This window comes from Paenibacillus sp. FSL R10-2199 (assembly GCF_038000235.1).
In the GTDB taxonomy this organism is placed as follows: domain Bacteria; phylum Bacillota; class Bacilli; order Paenibacillales; family Paenibacillaceae; genus Paenibacillus_AQ; species Paenibacillus_AQ phytohabitans.
Window position 1 is genome coordinate 1,426,591 of record NZ_JBBOBO010000001.1, and the last position, 14,066, is coordinate 1,440,656.

Annotated in this window: 13 protein-coding genes; 9 read left to right on the top strand and 4 right to left on the bottom strand. The window is 54.1% G+C overall.

All coding sequences use genetic code 11. The features are described from left to right. Nucleotides 1-150 precede the first annotated feature (150 nt). From NYE33_RS06275 to NYE33_RS06290, 4 genes are all read left to right on the top strand, one after another. Nucleotides 151-978 carry a formate/nitrite transporter family protein gene (locus NYE33_RS06275; protein WP_039309150.1) on the top strand — a complete coding sequence of 276 codons (828 nt, stop codon included), beginning with the start codon at nt 151-153 and terminating at the stop codon, nt 976-978. A gap of 466 nt (nt 979-1,444) precedes the next feature. Beyond that, on the top strand, nt 1,445-2,662 hold the full coding sequence (locus NYE33_RS06280) for an MFS transporter (protein ID WP_076247595.1): 1,218 nt from the start codon (nt 1,445-1,447) through the stop codon (nt 2,660-2,662). 61 nt (nt 2,663-2,723) lie between these two features. After that, a complete protein-coding gene (locus NYE33_RS06285) occupies nt 2,724-3,227 on the top strand; it encodes a GNAT family N-acetyltransferase (RefSeq protein ID WP_039309145.1) in 504 nt (167 codons plus the stop codon). Between the two features lie 11 nt (nt 3,228-3,238). Beyond that, a complete protein-coding gene (locus NYE33_RS06290) occupies nt 3,239-3,883 on the top strand; it encodes an MOSC domain-containing protein (RefSeq protein ID WP_341065147.1) in 645 nt (214 codons plus the stop codon). 133 nt (nt 3,884-4,016) lie between these two features. Here NYE33_RS06290 and NYE33_RS06295 read toward each other — a convergent pair whose 3' ends face one another. Continuing rightward, nucleotides 4,017-4,565 carry a GNAT family N-acetyltransferase gene (locus NYE33_RS06295; RefSeq protein WP_039309141.1) on the bottom strand — a complete coding sequence of 183 codons (549 nt, stop codon included), beginning with the start codon at nt 4,563-4,565 and terminating at the stop codon, nt 4,017-4,019. Nucleotides 4,566-4,605: 40 nt separating this feature from the next. Further along, on the bottom strand, nt 4,606-4,851 hold the full coding sequence (locus NYE33_RS06300; RefSeq protein ID WP_039309139.1) for a DUF2164 domain-containing protein: 246 nt from the start codon (nt 4,849-4,851) through the stop codon (nt 4,606-4,608). 247 nt (nt 4,852-5,098) lie between these two features. On the opposite strand from NYE33_RS06300, the gene NYE33_RS06305 reads away from it, so the two are divergent. Continuing rightward, complete coding sequence (locus tag NYE33_RS06305; protein ID WP_076247591.1) at nt 5,099-6,811, top strand: glutamine--tRNA ligase/YqeY domain fusion protein; 1,713 nt, start codon at nt 5,099-5,101, stop codon at nt 6,809-6,811. Between the two features lie 102 nt (nt 6,812-6,913). On the opposite strand, the gene NYE33_RS06310 is transcribed toward NYE33_RS06305, so the two are convergent. Next, nucleotides 6,914-8,131 (bottom strand): MFS transporter, encoded by a 1,218-nt coding sequence (locus NYE33_RS06310; RefSeq protein ID WP_042140280.1) that lies wholly within the window; start codon nt 8,129-8,131, stop codon nt 6,914-6,916. Nucleotides 8,132-8,367: 236 nt separating this feature from the next. Between NYE33_RS06310 and NYE33_RS06315 the strand changes: the two genes are divergently transcribed. The 3 genes from NYE33_RS06315 to NYE33_RS06325 are packed head-to-tail and all read left to right on the top strand — an operon-like array spanning nt 8,368 to nt 11,904. Continuing rightward, nucleotides 8,368-10,233: an ABC transporter ATP-binding protein gene (locus NYE33_RS06315; RefSeq protein ID WP_042140279.1), complete on the top strand. Its 1,866-nt coding sequence runs from the start codon at nt 8,368-8,370 to the stop codon at nt 10,231-10,233. Then, entirely contained in the window at nt 10,163-10,834 is a 672-nt protein-coding gene (locus NYE33_RS06320; protein WP_042140278.1) for a response regulator transcription factor, read from the top strand. The genes NYE33_RS06315 and NYE33_RS06320 overlap by 71 nt, the downstream gene beginning before the upstream one ends. Nucleotides 10,835-10,836: 2 nt before the next feature. Beyond that, a complete protein-coding gene (locus NYE33_RS06325; RefSeq protein WP_076247589.1) occupies nt 10,837-11,904 on the top strand; it encodes a sensor histidine kinase in 1,068 nt (355 codons plus the stop codon). Here NYE33_RS06325 and NYE33_RS06330 read toward each other — a convergent pair. Beyond that, nucleotides 11,897-12,640, bottom strand: a complete 744-nt coding sequence (locus NYE33_RS06330; RefSeq protein ID WP_076247587.1) for an SDR family oxidoreductase — start codon at nt 12,638-12,640, stop codon at nt 11,897-11,899. The genes NYE33_RS06325 and NYE33_RS06330 overlap by 8 nt on opposite strands. Nucleotides 12,641-12,913: 273 nt before the next feature. On the opposite strand from NYE33_RS06330, the gene tnpB reads away from it, so the two are divergent. Then, nucleotides 12,914-14,053, top strand: a complete 1,140-nt coding sequence (tnpB, locus tag NYE33_RS06335) for an IS200/IS605 family element RNA-guided endonuclease TnpB (RefSeq protein ID WP_042140275.1) — start codon at nt 12,914-12,916, stop codon at nt 14,051-14,053. The last annotated feature ends 13 nt before the right edge of the window (nt 14,054-14,066 follow it).

Consider the following 14,066-nt stretch of genomic DNA (forward strand, 5'->3'; position numbering starts at 1 on the left):
CCGCCTAACCTTTTATGGTAAATTTGACATGTCAGTGAAAACTTTCACTTAGGTTTTCTGAGAGTGATTTTTATCACGTTAATGTGATTGTGATCACGTTACAATGGCATAAAGGAACAAATTTTAAGTAATTAGAAGGGGATAGGAATCATGGCTTATAACAAACCGCAGGGGATCGCCGAAGTAACGGTAGAGAACGGAGTCAAGAAAGCGCACAATCCGCTCAGCACTGTACTTATTCTTGGTTTCCTGGGAGGAGCGTTTATCGCGCTCGGATTTTTGCTGGATATTCGTGTCATTGCCGGTGCGCCTGCCGAGTGGGGGTCCATCGCTAACTTCATCGGAGCTGCGGTATTCCCGGTAGGGCTGATACTGGTGCTGCTTGCCGGAGGCGAGCTGCTGACAGGCAACATGATGGCGGTGCCGCTTGCTTTTATTGCGAAGAAGATTTCGTTCTGGGAAGTGATTAAGAACCTGGTGCTGATTACACTCAGCAACCTGGCAGGAGCCTTGTTCGTTGCTTATTTCTTCGGTCATGTCGTTGGCCTTACATCGGACGGGGTGTATCTGGAGAAGCTGGTGAGTATGGCTGAGCACAAGATTGATGCGACCTTCCTGCAGGCCTTTATCTCCGGGATCGGCTGTAACTGGCTCGTGGCGCTGGCAGTGTGGCTCTCCTATGGAGCAGATAATTTCAGCGGCAAAATCCTCGGTATCTGGTTCCCGACAATGGCGTTTGTAGCCATCGGCTTCCAGCACGTTGTAGCTAACATGTTCCTTATCCCTGCTGCCATCTTCGAAGGACATTTCACGTGGGCGCAGTATTTCGCCAACTTTGCCCCGGTATGGCTGGGCAATCTTACGGGCGGCGCGATCTTCGTCGCAGCGGCTTACTGGATGGCTTACCTGCGTAAGGAGCCGGCAGCTGTAACGGCTGTTGAAGGAATCTCCGCTGCAGGTGTGAAGAAACACGCTTAATTCAAAATCCGCCGGTAATGACCGGCATGTTCAATAGTTTGGCCCCAGCACTTCCTGGCTTCTCGGCACCCTGTTTTTGGGAATCGCAGAGAGAAAGGGAGTGTTTTTTGTTAGCCCGGCTCTGCCTGGAATAACTTCAGGGCAAAACAAAATTCGCCGTGCATATCCGACTCGGGGGAACGAAATCGGATTCACGGCGAATAAATAGGGAGTGTTTCATATGCACTATTACCCTGGCCTGCGGGGAACGAATCAGGTCATTTCCACCTATTTTCTTTACGTGCAGAAGCTGCAGTTATAGAATATAAATAGCACGGCAGGCGGGAAGTGATTGGGAATTTCGCAGCAGTGAATTCAATGATGCTATGCGATAAAGCGTTAACGCGAGAACTTGCCCGTCATCCTGTTTTCAGATGATACTGGATGGATTAATGACACCTATGTTACAGGGGATGAAAGACAAGTTATGAGATTTTTGCAGGCCTATCCGAAGGAAGTCAAAGTGTTCTTGATTGCCAGTCTCATTAATGCAACCGGCAGTGCGCTGATGTGGCCGCTGGTTACGATGTATGTATTTGATGAGCTGGGACGCAGTATGAAAGATGCGGGAATTGTTCTGCTGGTTCAATCCCTCGGGGGGATTGCCGGGCAATTGCTGGGCGGATCTTTGTATCACAAGGTAGGGGTAAACCGCCTGATTGTCGGAGCACTGGCTATGAACGCGCTGACCCTGTTTGCTCTTCCTTGGGCAAGCGGCAGCTGGAGTATATTCATTATAGTTATGGGCCTGATGGGGTTGTTCAACTCTCTGTCTCTGCCGGCTATTCAGGCCTTTATCGGCTTCCGGTTCGCGGAGCAGCGCGGAGAGCTGTTCAATATCGTCTATGTCTCGAACAATATCGGGGTAGCACTGGGTACCGCACTGAGCGGATTCCTGGGCAATTATATGCTGAGCTTTGTGCTGAACGGTGTGACTTCGGCGGTGTTTGCCGGATTCTTCTTTGTTTATCTGCGCAGGGTGGGGACAGCACCGTCGCCGTCCCATGAGACAATACAGAAGAAACACCCGCAGGGGGAAGCGTCAGGCTGGAAGCTGCTGGGGCATACGCGGATTTATCTGTACATGGCTATTGGTTCGATGTTTCTGCTGATCGGCAATTCGATCTGGAATACCGGAGTATCGCCGTTTATTATTTCAGAAGGCTGGTCGAAGCAGTTATACGGCTTCCTCTGGACGCTGAACGGCGTACTTATCTTTGCCGCGCAGCCGCTGGTCAGTCTGATCAAACGCTGGTTCGCAGGGACTTCTACTGCGCAGATGACAGCAAGCGCCGTATTCTATCTGGGCGGGTATGCGGTTATACTGTTCATGCCGAGCTACCCGGGCATGCTGCTGGCGATGGTGCTGGCTACACTGGGTGAGATGCTGATCTCTCCGGCCATGCCATCCTTCATCTCGGAGCATGCCCAGCGCAGTGCGCCCTTCTATCTCGGGCTTAGCGGCGGTATCGGCGCGGTCGGCCGGGTTATCGGCCCGTATCTGATGGGGATTCAATTCGACAGAGGCGGCCTTGCGCCGACAGGCTGGCTGGCCTGCGGGATGGCGGTTCTGTCCGTGGGATTCTTCGCGGTCCATGCCTACGTTAACCGCGGGAGCGTGAAGCTCCGGGGTAATGCTGCATAAACGGCTGCGCTGTAACTAATCCTTTTATTATCTGCTTAGCAAGGCAAGGGGTGTAGAAGCTATGCAACAACTAAACAGGGATTCGGCTTTCACCATCCGTCCCTCTGAAATCAGGGATGCCCGTGAGCTGATCATTCTCGATAATATGATCTGGACAGAGGAGACAACACCCGGTCCGCTGATGTGGCGCTCCCGGGAGGATTATCTGCTGCATGCACCGCCCGGCTCCCAGCTTGTAGCCTTGCAGGACGGGGAGCTATGCGGGTATGTCGGCTTCGGCTGTCCCAGCGGAATGGAGAGCAACCGCCATGTATGCGAGGTTAATATTGCCGTACATCCGCGCTTCCAGCGCCTGGGTGTAGGCAGCCGGCTGATCGCGGAGATCAAGCGCCATGCTGCAGAGAATGGAATCCGTAAGCTGCGCCTGCGTGTGCTCTCCTGCAATACACCGGCACTCTCGTTCTACCGCAAATGCGGATTCGAGGAGGAGGGACGGCTGCGGGAGGAGTTCTATCTGGGCGGAAGATATGTAGATGAGGTATTCATGAGCTGCATGCTGGACTAGGAGGAATCAAGATGGAAGTCGTCTCACTAAATGTAGGCAAGCCGAAGACCGTGGATTACCGCGGCAAACCGCTGGAAACGGGAATCTACAAGCTGCCGGTCCACGGCCCGCTGGTGCTTCATGCTGAAGGCTTCGACGGGGACGGGCAAGCGGATCTGGTAAACCACGGGGGCCCCGACAAGGCCGTCTGCGTCTATCCGGTTGAGCATTATGCCTACTGGGAAGAGCTGCTTGGCCGGAAGCTGGACTACTCCGCATTCGGTGAGAATATCACAGTGAGCGGACTTCTGGAGACCGAGGTGTGCATCGGGGATGTCTTTGAGATTGGTACGGCACTGCTGCAGGTAAGCCAGCCGCGCTTCCCCTGCTTCAAGCTCTCGCAGAAGCATGGACCGGCGGATATGCCTGCGCGGGTGCTGTCCACCGGTTACAGCGGGTTCTATTTCCGCGTGCTGCGTGAAGGCAGGATTGCATCCGGTGACCGGATTATTAAGCGGGAGAGCGGAGCGGGCCATTTCCCTGTGAAGCAGGTGCTGTACTCGATGGAGCACGGGCGCAAGGATAAGACCGGACTAGCCGAGCTAGCCGGGCTGGACAGCCTCACGGCCGGCATCCGGGAGAAATTCCGGGGCTGGCTTGCGGCAGCGGAGAACTAGACCGGAGCAATACCATGGAAAGACGGTACGCCAGAACCCCCGGGGCTTATGTTATGCCTCCGGGGGTTCTGGCTTATGCTGTGTATAAATGTGCATAATAACATGCTGCCAAATGCCTGATGCTGCCTTGCTGTCAGCCCAGCAGCTTCCATTCGCTGCGCAGCAGACCGTAGACTGCGTGGTTCACATAACCTGCGGGCAGCTTCTCCGCCTCGCGGATCACGCCTTCGAAGATGAATCCGAGCCGCTCGGGAATGGCCCTGCTTGCCGTGTTACCCGTGGCGCAGCGGATCTCTACACGGTTGAGCTCCAGCTCCAGCAGGGCATAATCCACGAATACCCGGCAGGCGCTGGTCATGTAGCCGTTGCCTTCATAGCCTTCACCCAGCCAGTAGCCGATACCGACAGACCGGTTATGCCAGTCAATCTCGTGATACCCGATGATCCCGGCCAATTCCTCCCGGACCCACAGTCCGGCCGTGAAGCCGCCATTGTCACTGCCCTGCTTCACGGCATTCTTGATGAAAGTAGTCAGGTGGGCCTGCTCGGCTACGCCGTCCACCCAAGGCAGCCACTGCCTGAGCCGGTGGCGCGAGCGCTCGACCAGGGCGTACATATGGCGGGCATGCTCAGGCATAAGCAGCTTCAGCTTCAGCTCTTCATCAATGACATAATTAAACATTTGGCTTCCCCCTCTGCGGCGTAAGGTATAAGCTTCTGCCCTAACGCTTTTTCCACTCCAGAGCGTAGATATCTTCCTCCAGCGCCTGCATGCGCTGTGAGGCCAGTGTCCGGCAGTCACTCAGTGCCCCGTTGTAGACAGCCGGCCCAAGCTCGTTCAGGAAGAACTCCAGCAGACTATCTGCTGCCAGATGGCCAATCGTTTCCCCGCGTTCGGCTTCGAAGTATGCGCGGATATTCTCGGTGATCAATTCCCGCTGCTCTTTGGGCAGTTTGATCGGTTTCATGGGTACCCTCCTCTTCTCGGTAATCCTATATGATCCATGCTACTCTATCGCCGGGAGAGAAGTCAAAGATGCAGTTTTATCGCTGCGGGATCTTATTGGCGCCTTAGTTTCACCGGGACAGATACGTTGTACATCAGGGACAGGAATGCCGTTTCTGTTTAACTTTTATTGAACATTCCCTGCCTAACGGGTATATTAATAGGAAACATGTTTATACAAGGAAGTAGTAATAATACAGAACGAAAGGTTGATCATTGTGGAGAACCAGGGTACACCCTCCAATTTCATTAAGAACGTCATTACCGAAGATCTCCGCTCGGGCAAGGTTAAGGAAGTGGTCACCCGCTTTCCGCCGGAGCCGAACGGTTATTTACATATCGGACATGCCAAGGCGATCTGGATTAACTTTACACTGGCTGATGAATTCGGCGGCAAGACCCATCTGAGATTCGATGACACCAATCCGGTCAAGGAAGACACGGAGTATGTGAACTCCATTCAGGAAGATGTGAAGTGGCTCGGATATGAATGGGAAGAGCTGCGTTTCGCCTCGGATTATTTCGGGGAGATGTATGAGCGGGCCGAACTGCTGATCAAGAAGGGCAAAGCTTATGTCGATGATCTCACGGCAGAGCAGATCCGTGAATTCCGGGGAACGCTGACGGAGCCGGGGCAGAACAGTCCTTACCGTGAACGCGGTATCGATGAGAACCTGGACTTGTTCCACCGCATGCGGGCAGGCGAATTCAAGGACGGCGAGAAGGTGCTGCGCGCCAAAATCGATATGTCCTCTCCGAATATCAATTTGCGTGATCCGGTCATTTACCGAATTTCTCACTCTCATCACCACAATACAGGCGATGAATGGTGCATCTATCCGATGTATACCTTCGCGCATCCGCTCGAAGATGCGATCGAGCATGTTACCCACTCTCTCTGTTCGCTGGAGTTCGAGGATCAGCGCCCGTTCTATGACTGGGTTGTAGCAGAATGCGAGATGCCGGCTGCGCCGCATCAATATGAATTCGGGCGCCTTAATCTGGCCCAGACCGTTACCAGTAAGCGCAAGCTGAAGCTGCTGGTGGATGAAGGCCATGTCGACGGCTGGGATGATCCCCGCATGCCGACGATATCAGGACTGCGCCGCCGCGGGTATACCCCGGAAGCAATCCGCAGCTTCGTGCATGAGACAGGCATTTCCAAGAGCCAGGGCCTCGTAGACCTGCAGATGCTGGAGCATTTCATCCGTGAAGACCTCAAGCTGACGGTACCCCGGACCATGGCTGTGCTGCGACCGCTGAAGGTAGTTATTACGAATTATCCTGAAGGCGAAACCGAGTATTTCGAGATTGAGAACAATGTGGAGAACCCAGAAATGGGTAACCGCCAGATTCCGTTCTCCCGGGAAATCTATATTGAACGCGATGACTTCATGGAAGTTCCGCCGAATAAGTATTTCCGCCTGTTCCCCGGCAACGAGGTGCGGCTCAAGAATGCTTACTTCATCAAGTGCAACGAGTTCATCAAGGATGAGAACGGAGAAGTTATTGAGCTGCACTGCACCTATGATCCTGAAACGAAGAGCGGCAGCGGATTCACCGGACGCAAGGTCAAGGGAACGCTGCACTGGGTCGATGCGAGCCAGGCGGTACCGGCAGAATTCCGCCTCTATGAGCCGCTGATCTCCGCCGAAGAGGCTGAGACCGAAGCCGAAATCGAAGGACTGGAAGTTGCTGAGAGCAAGCCGGAGCCTACGTTCCTGGATCAGCTTAACCCGAAATCGATCGAGATCATCCAGGGCTTCGTCGAACCGGGCCTGAAGGACAGCGTGCCGCAGGACAAGTTCCAATTCTTCCGCCATGGTTACTTTAATGTAGACAGCAAATATTCATCACCGGAGCATCTGGTATTCAATCTGGTGGTTTCCCTGAAGAGCTCTTTCCAGCCCAAACAAGGCTAGACTCTCCATGAATGAATACAGGCTTGGCCTCCCGTCCGGGAAGCCAAGCCTGTTTGCTGTGTGCTGTGAATCGAACGGTCCCGCCCACCTCTGGTCCCATCGCTACTCCTCTGCCGCTCCGTCTTCGGGATCAGCCGGAGGCCGGTAGCCGCCGCGGATGAAGAAGAGCCACATCAGGCCGAAGCCGATGGTGCCGAACAGGGCGAGAAGCGCACCGGACTGATACATCGTCTGCACGCCGAGATTCTGATACATCCAGCCGCCGAGCACGCCGCCGAGGATGCCGGATATTCCGCTCCACGTAAGCGTGTAGAGTGCTTGTCCCGAGGACCGGTAAGCCCTTGGAACAAGCAGCATAGTAAGCTGGGTGCCGACATAGAAGAATCCGCCGAAGGTAATGCAGTGCAGCACCTGAATGAGGGCAACCTGTAGTGGAGTGGTCGCATCGGCCATCATCCACCAGCGCAGGAAGAACAGGGCGCTGACGAACGTGAGAGAGGCCAGCAGTACAGAGATTTTACGTTTAAGAATATAATTGCACAAGAGCAGCACTCCCATCTCCAGAATGGAAGAGAGGAACACGGCCAGCCCAATCATGGTCTTGCTTCCCCCCAGCTCTGTGATGTACAGTGACACAAAGGTATTATTCATCGTATTCGGGATAGAGACCAGAATGCCGAAGAGGATGAAGCAGAGGAAGAACGGGTTATAGAAGATCTGACGCAGTCCCCTGAATGGCAAGGGGGCGATTCCGATCGAATGATCAAGCTTCGGCATAGCGATCAGAGCAATCATCGCTGCGCACAGCAGTGCTGCAAAGAGATAAGACAGCACGGAAACACCGGCCCATTCAATCACGGGTCCGGCCAGTATGGCAGTAAACGCCCAGCCTAACGATCCCCAGAGCCGGTATGAGCTGAACCGCTGGCTGGTACCGTCGATATAGCTGAGGATCATGGTATTGCTCTGGGCGAACAGCGGCCCCTGGAAGAAGTAGAAGAACAGAATAGAAATATATATCATCTCGTATGTATTCGCCTGAAAGACTAGCTGGGACAAGACCAGCGTGCCGGTCAGCATGACCAGGACAATCCGCCGGATATTCTGATAACGGTCACTCCAGATACCCCAGAAGGGATTGGCAATAATAGAGACGAGCGCACCTACCGACATCAGGCTCCCGATCTCCAGCTTATTCATTCCCATGATCTGAAGATATAGCGGAAAGAAGCTGGTGAACAGGACGACCGTTCCATATACGAAGAAGTTGAACCATTTAAGAGAGGTGAAAGACAGCTGCTTATCGAGGTTCTCCCGCAAACTTTGCACTCCTTTCCCGCCAGATGCCTTGAATCCTTAGAACGGCAGAAGCTGCCGCTTCTATCACTGTAACATTTGTTGAAAAGGGATACAAACCAACTTATATAGGGAATTACAAATCAATGGTAAATTAACAGTTTAATTTCAGTTTACAAAGCACAGTTATTCTAGGTTGGAAGGCGGAAGCGGAACATCAGCTGTTCCTGACATCTATCCGCCGGAAAAGGGGATTAACCATGAAGAACACTCAAGCACCGCAAAAGCAGGGAGCCGCGATGAAGCCGTTCCTGAAGCTGCTGCACGAAACTAAACCCTCCTACATGCTGCTGGCTCTGGCTCTTGGCCTTAGTATGATTTCGACCCTAGTGGGTCTTGTTATTCCAATGTTCACGAAGAACCTGGTCGACGGCTTCTCGCTGGCTTCCGTCAGCAAGCTGCAGATTGCCGGAATTGCCGGAGCTTTCATCGCACAGACCCTTGCCGGCGGCGTCTCGATATATCTGCTGAATGCGGTCGGGCAGAAGATTGTCGCCGGACTTAGGGACCGGCTGTGGCGCAAATTCCTTGTGCTGCCTGTGTCCTATTACAATGAGAACCGGACAGGTGAAAGCGTCAGCCGGATGACCAATGATACGGGAATTCTCAAGACACTGATCTCGGAGCATCTGGCTAGCCTCTTTACCGGCGTGATCTCCATTGTCGGTTCAATCTCTGTCCTGCTCTTCCTGAACTGGAAAATGACGCTGGTACTGTTCACCGTCCTCCCGCTGTCCGCGCTGATTCTGGTACCGCTGGGCCGGCAGATGTACAAAATATCAAAAGGCACACAAGATGAGACAGCCTCCTTCACCGCCACACTTAGCGGTGTATTGTCTGAAATCCGGCTGGTTAAATCCTCGGGAGCCGAGCAGAAGGAATATGAAGCCGGACGCAGCGGAATTATGAACCTGCTGTCCTTCGGCATCCGTGAGGGCAAAATCAGCGCGATGATCAGCCCGCTGGTCTCCTTCGTCTTCATGATGCTGCTTGTGGTGATTATCGGTTATGGCGGAATGCAGGTGTCCTCGGGGGTTCTGACCGCCGGTGAGCTGGTGGCCTTCATTCTGTATCTGATCCAGATTATTATGCCGCTGACCCAGCTGACTCAATTCTTCACGCAGCTTCAGAAGGCCAAAGGTGCCTCGGAGCGGATTATCGAGACGCTTGCGGCAGAGGAAGAAGTGTATGAAGGTGTAGAAGAGGCTGGCAGCGAGGAAGGCCCAATCGATGTGGAAGACCTCAGCTTCGGATACAAAACGGGAGACAAAGTGCTGAACAAGATAAGCTTCACGATGCTGCCGGGCCAGGTGACAGCGATTGTCGGTCCAAGCGGCGGCGGTAAAACGACGCTGTTCTCGCTGCTGGAACGATTCTATGAGCCGCAGAGCGGTGTTATCCGGATGGGCGGCAAGCCGGTATCGATGTTCTCCCTGAAATCCTGGCGTAAGCGGATCGGTTATGTCTCGCAGGAAAGTCCGCTGCTGGCCGGAACGATTGCCGAGAATCTGGGATATGGACTGGACCGCGAGATCAGTAAGGAGGAGCTGCAGCGTGCTGCGGCCATGGCATATGCTGACGGCTTCATTGCAGAGCTTCCGGACGGGTACAATACGGACGTCGGCGAACGCGGAGTGAAGCTGTCCGGCGGACAGCGGCAGCGGATCGCCATTGCCAGAGCGCTGCTGCGCGATCCGAAGATTCTCATGCTCGATGAGGCAACGTCCAGTCTGGACAGCCAGTCGGAAGCCGTTGTACAGAAGGCATTGGGCAATCTGATGCAGGGCAGGACCACGATTGTCATTGCCCACAGACTGGCTACAGTCGTCAATGCGGACCAGATTATATTTATGGAGAAGGGCCGGATAACCGGCAAGGGAACACATGAAGAGCTGCTGCGGGATCATGAGCTGTACCGTGAATTTGCCGAGCAGCAGCTGCAGATGAATACCCCGGAGCTTCAGGGCAGAGTGATAGAGGAGGGTTCTACAGGAAATGGCCAAAATACTGGTAGTGGACGACGATCCGCACATCCGCGAATTGGTGGGAGTCTTTCTGAGAGCTGAAGGCATGGAAGAAGTGCTGAGTGCCTCCGATGGGCTGGAGGCGCTGCGGCTGCTCGAAGAGACCCCGGCCGATCTGGCGATTATTGATGTCATGATGCCGAATATGGACGGCTGGGAGCTGTGCCGGGAGCTGCGCAAGCAATATGACTTCCCGATCCTGATGCTGACAGCCAAAGGTGAAACCTCACAGATTGTCAAAGGCTTCGAGCTTGGTACTGACGACTATCTGGTCAAGCCGTTCGAGCCGCCCGTACTGATCGCCAGAGTGAAGGCGCTGCTGAAGCGGTACCAAATTTCTGCCGCCCAGAGCGTTACCGTAGGGAGCCTGCGGATGAACCGCAGAACATATGAGGTTGTATCCGAGCATGGCGATATTACGCTGCCGCTTAAGGAATTTGAGCTGCTGTTCAAGCTCGCCAGCTATCCGGGTCAGACGCTGACACGCGACCGGCTGATTGAAGAGATCTGGGGTTATGATTTTGAAGGGAATGAGCGGACGCTGGATGTGCATGTGGGCCGTCTGCGCGAGCGGTTTCCCCGGGATAAATTCGGGTTCGCCATCCGCACGATCCGGGGCCTTGGCTACCGGCTGGAGGGATAAGCATGCAGGACAGAATCAGAAAAGTATGGAAGAAAATCAATGTGATTGCGCCTATAGCCGGCATATTGACGATGCTCTTTATCTCCTGGAACGGAAGCTATTTCGGCTCAAGGCTGCTGGTCCGGCATTTCGGCTGGTCCTTCTCCGAATACGGCTATCATCTGTTTATTATGGGCATGCAGGTGATTATCTTCTTCTGCGTGGCTGGCGCCATCGCTTTCGCTACCCGCGGGCAGGACCAGAGATTCTATGTGCCGATCCTGACGGCGATGCGGCAGATTTCCAAAGGTGATTTCAAAATCGAACTGGAGAACAGCGGCCAGTACCGGCAGTTTGGCGGTATTGTGGAGGGGATTAACGAGATGGCCACTGAGCTGAGCCGGATGGAGACGATGCGCCAGGACTTCATCTCTAACGTATCGCATGAGATCCAGTCGCCGCTGACCTCCATCCGCGGGTTCGCCGCAGCCCTGCAGGATGACAGCCTCAGTACTGAGAGCAGGAAGCATTACCTGGACATCATTGAAGCGGAGAGCCGCCGCCTGTCCGGCCTGAGCGACAATCTGCTGAAGCTGTCGGCACTGGAGGCAGAGAGCTTCCCGTTCGAGCGGAAGCCCTACAGGCTGGATAAGCAGCTGCAGGAGATGATCCTGGCCTCAGAGCCGCAGTGGCTGGGCAAGGATATTGAGGTAGAGGCAGATCTTGCAGAAACCACAGTGGTTGCGGTAAAAGACCTGCTCAGCCAGGTGTGGACCAACCTGCTGCATAACAGCATCAAGTTCACCCCGCAGGGCGGACGGATTACCGTCTCCTTGCGCATCTCAGAGGAGCAGATTGAAGTGGAGGTGAAGGACAGCGGAATCGGCATTGCCGAAGAGGAGCTGCCGCGGATCTTCGAACGCTTCTATAAAGTGGACAAATCCAGAAGCGTCAGCGGGGGCGGCGGAAGCGGACTGGGACTGCCGCTGGTGAAGAAAATCGTTGAACTTCACGAAGGCAGCATACAGATAACAAGCCGTCCCGGTGAGGGGACGGCTTCAGTCGTACGTATACCTCTGCAAGTCAGATGAATCCGCCATTGACGCGGAGGGTCTGGCCGGTAATCCACCCGGAGCCTTCTCCGGCCAGGAAGCTGACCACGCCGGCAATATCCTCCGGCTGGCCCAGACGTCCGAAGGCATTGCCCTTCTTCAGCCCTTCCAGTACGGCCTCTGATTTGCCCTCCAGGAACAATTCTGTGGCTACTGGTCCTGGTGCCACCGCATTGATGGTGATGCCTTTGCTGCCGAATTCCTTGGCAAGCTGGCGGGTGAATTGCTCAACCGCACCTTTGGTGCCGGCATAAATACTGTAGGCCGGGAACATCTGGCCGTTGACGGAAGTGGAGAAATTAATAATCCGCCCGCCCTGTTCGAGGTGATAGAAGGCCTGCTGGCAGGAGAAGTAGGTGCCCTTGACGTTGATGGCGAACTGCTTGTCGAATTGCTCCTCAGTAGCTTCTCCGATCAGGGAGTTCATCATAATCCCCGCATTGTTGACCACGATATCGATCTTTCCATAGAGAGCCTTGGTCTCCTTGAACAGCTGTTCAATCTGGGCAGGCTTGCTGATGTCTGCCTGCAGGGCAGCGGCTGTTCCGCCGCCCGCCCGAATGGCCGTCACTACGTCATCTGCCTGGGCGGGACTGCTCGAATAGTTGATGATAACGGAAGCCCCCTGCTCCGCCAGCCGCTCAGCGACACTCCGCCCGATTCCTCTTGATGATCCGGTAACAATAGCCACCTTGCCTTGCAATGGTTGTGTCATTAGTAGTTCCTCCTTGAATTTAACAAAAAGTTGTCAGAATTCCCCCACTTCTAAAGTGGCTGGATGAATGACAACGGTTTGGACTTGGATTTTAAAGGGATTTCGGTTATGCTAGGGAAAGCGAATGTATGTTCCTGTAATGGTCTTGTCCGATTTGTTCGTGGATTGCGTCCATGGTTGATTTGGCCAGCCGGAACTTTGTTCTATTTTGCGGACTCGCCTTCGGGTTGAACAGCAAATCGAAGGCGCACCACGTACATAGGAGGCCTTCTTGTGCTCAAAACATTCAAATATCGCCTGGAACCCACAACACAGCAGGCGGAACTATTCGCCAAAACCTTCGGCTGCGTACGCAAAGTCTACAATCTCATGCTCCATGACCGCATCGAATCGTACCAAAAGCATCAAGAAACTGGTGAGAAAATCAAGTTCAAGGCACCCGCGCAATACAAAAATGAATTTCCCTTTCTTAAAGAAGTCGATAGTTTGGCTCTGGCTAATGCGCAACTCCACCTGAATACCGCCTACCGCCACTTTTTCCAGCAGCCCGCCTCTGGTTTCCCCAAGTGGAAATCCCGCAAAAATCCCGTTCAATCCTACACCACGAATAATCAAAAAGGAACGATTGCAATTCAGGCGGGTCGCTATCTGAAGCTGCCCAAAATGAAGCCGGTACGTATCAAACTACATCGACAACCGGAAGGGGTGATCAAGTCAGCGACGATCTCCCGCACCGCATCCGGCAAGTACTTTGTCTCCCTGCTGTGCGAAACGGACATTCCGCCCAAACCCCAAACGGGTTCGGTGATCGGGATTGATCTCGGTCTTGCGCATTTTGCAATTTTCTCGGATGGAACAAAGGTACCGAATCCGAGAGTTCTCGCCCAAACCGCCGCTACCCTAGCGAAAGCGCAGCGCAAACTATCGCGCCGGGCGCAGCAGGCGAAGAAGGACGGACATCTGCTCAGCGAGAGCCGCAACTACCAGAAGCAGCGAATTCTGGTCGCCAAGCTGCATGAAAAAGTGGCCAACCAACGAAATGACTTTCTGAACAAACTCAGCACGGATCTCGTCAACAACCACGATGTGATCAGTGTGGAGTCGCTGAATGTCAAAGGGTTGGTTCGGAATCGCAGACTTGCCCGGTCGCTTCATGACGTCTCGTGGTCAAGCTTTCTATCCAAACTGACCTATAAAGCGGCGTGGTACGGCAAACAAGTCGTACAGGTGGACCGCTGGTTTCCTTCGAGCCAGCTGTGCTCGGCTTGTGGGCATCCAGGCGGGAAGAAGGCGCTCCACATCCGGGAATGGAGCTGCCCCAGCTGCGGTGTCCACCATGACCGTGACGTCAATGCGAGCTTGAACATTCGAACCGAAGGGCTTCGCCTGCTGCAAGGCACAGGAGTGCGTTAACTGGACCCCGAAC

Bases quoted from the DNA above. Each gene is read 5' to 3' on its own strand.
- NYE33_RS06290 (WP_341065147.1), top strand. From the start codon at position 3,239: ATGGAAGTCGTCTCACTAAATGTAGGCAAGCCGAAGACCGTGGATTAC.
- NYE33_RS06315 (WP_042140279.1), top strand. From the start codon at position 8,368: ATGAAGAACACTCAAGCACCGCAAAAGCAGGGAGCCGCGATGAAGCCG.
- NYE33_RS06325 (WP_076247589.1), top strand. From the start codon at position 10,837: ATGCAGGACAGAATCAGAAAAGTATGGAAGAAAATCAATGTGATTGCG.
- NYE33_RS06285 (WP_039309145.1), top strand. From the start codon at position 2,724: ATGCAACAACTAAACAGGGATTCGGCTTTCACCATCCGTCCCTCTGAA.
- NYE33_RS06275 (WP_039309150.1), top strand. From the start codon at position 151: ATGGCTTATAACAAACCGCAGGGGATCGCCGAAGTAACGGTAGAGAAC.
- NYE33_RS06280 (WP_076247595.1), top strand. From the start codon at position 1,445: ATGAGATTTTTGCAGGCCTATCCGAAGGAAGTCAAAGTGTTCTTGATT.
- NYE33_RS06330 (WP_076247587.1), bottom strand. From the start codon at position 12,640: ATGACACAACCATTGCAAGGCAAGGTGGCTATTGTTACCGGATCATCA.
- NYE33_RS06320 (WP_042140278.1), top strand. From the start codon at position 10,163: ATGGCCAAAATACTGGTAGTGGACGACGATCCGCACATCCGCGAATTG.
- NYE33_RS06295 (WP_039309141.1), bottom strand. From the start codon at position 4,565: ATGTTTAATTATGTCATTGATGAAGAGCTGAAGCTGAAGCTGCTTATG.
- NYE33_RS06300 (WP_039309139.1), bottom strand. From the start codon at position 4,851: ATGAAACCGATCAAACTGCCCAAAGAGCAGCGGGAATTGATCACCGAG.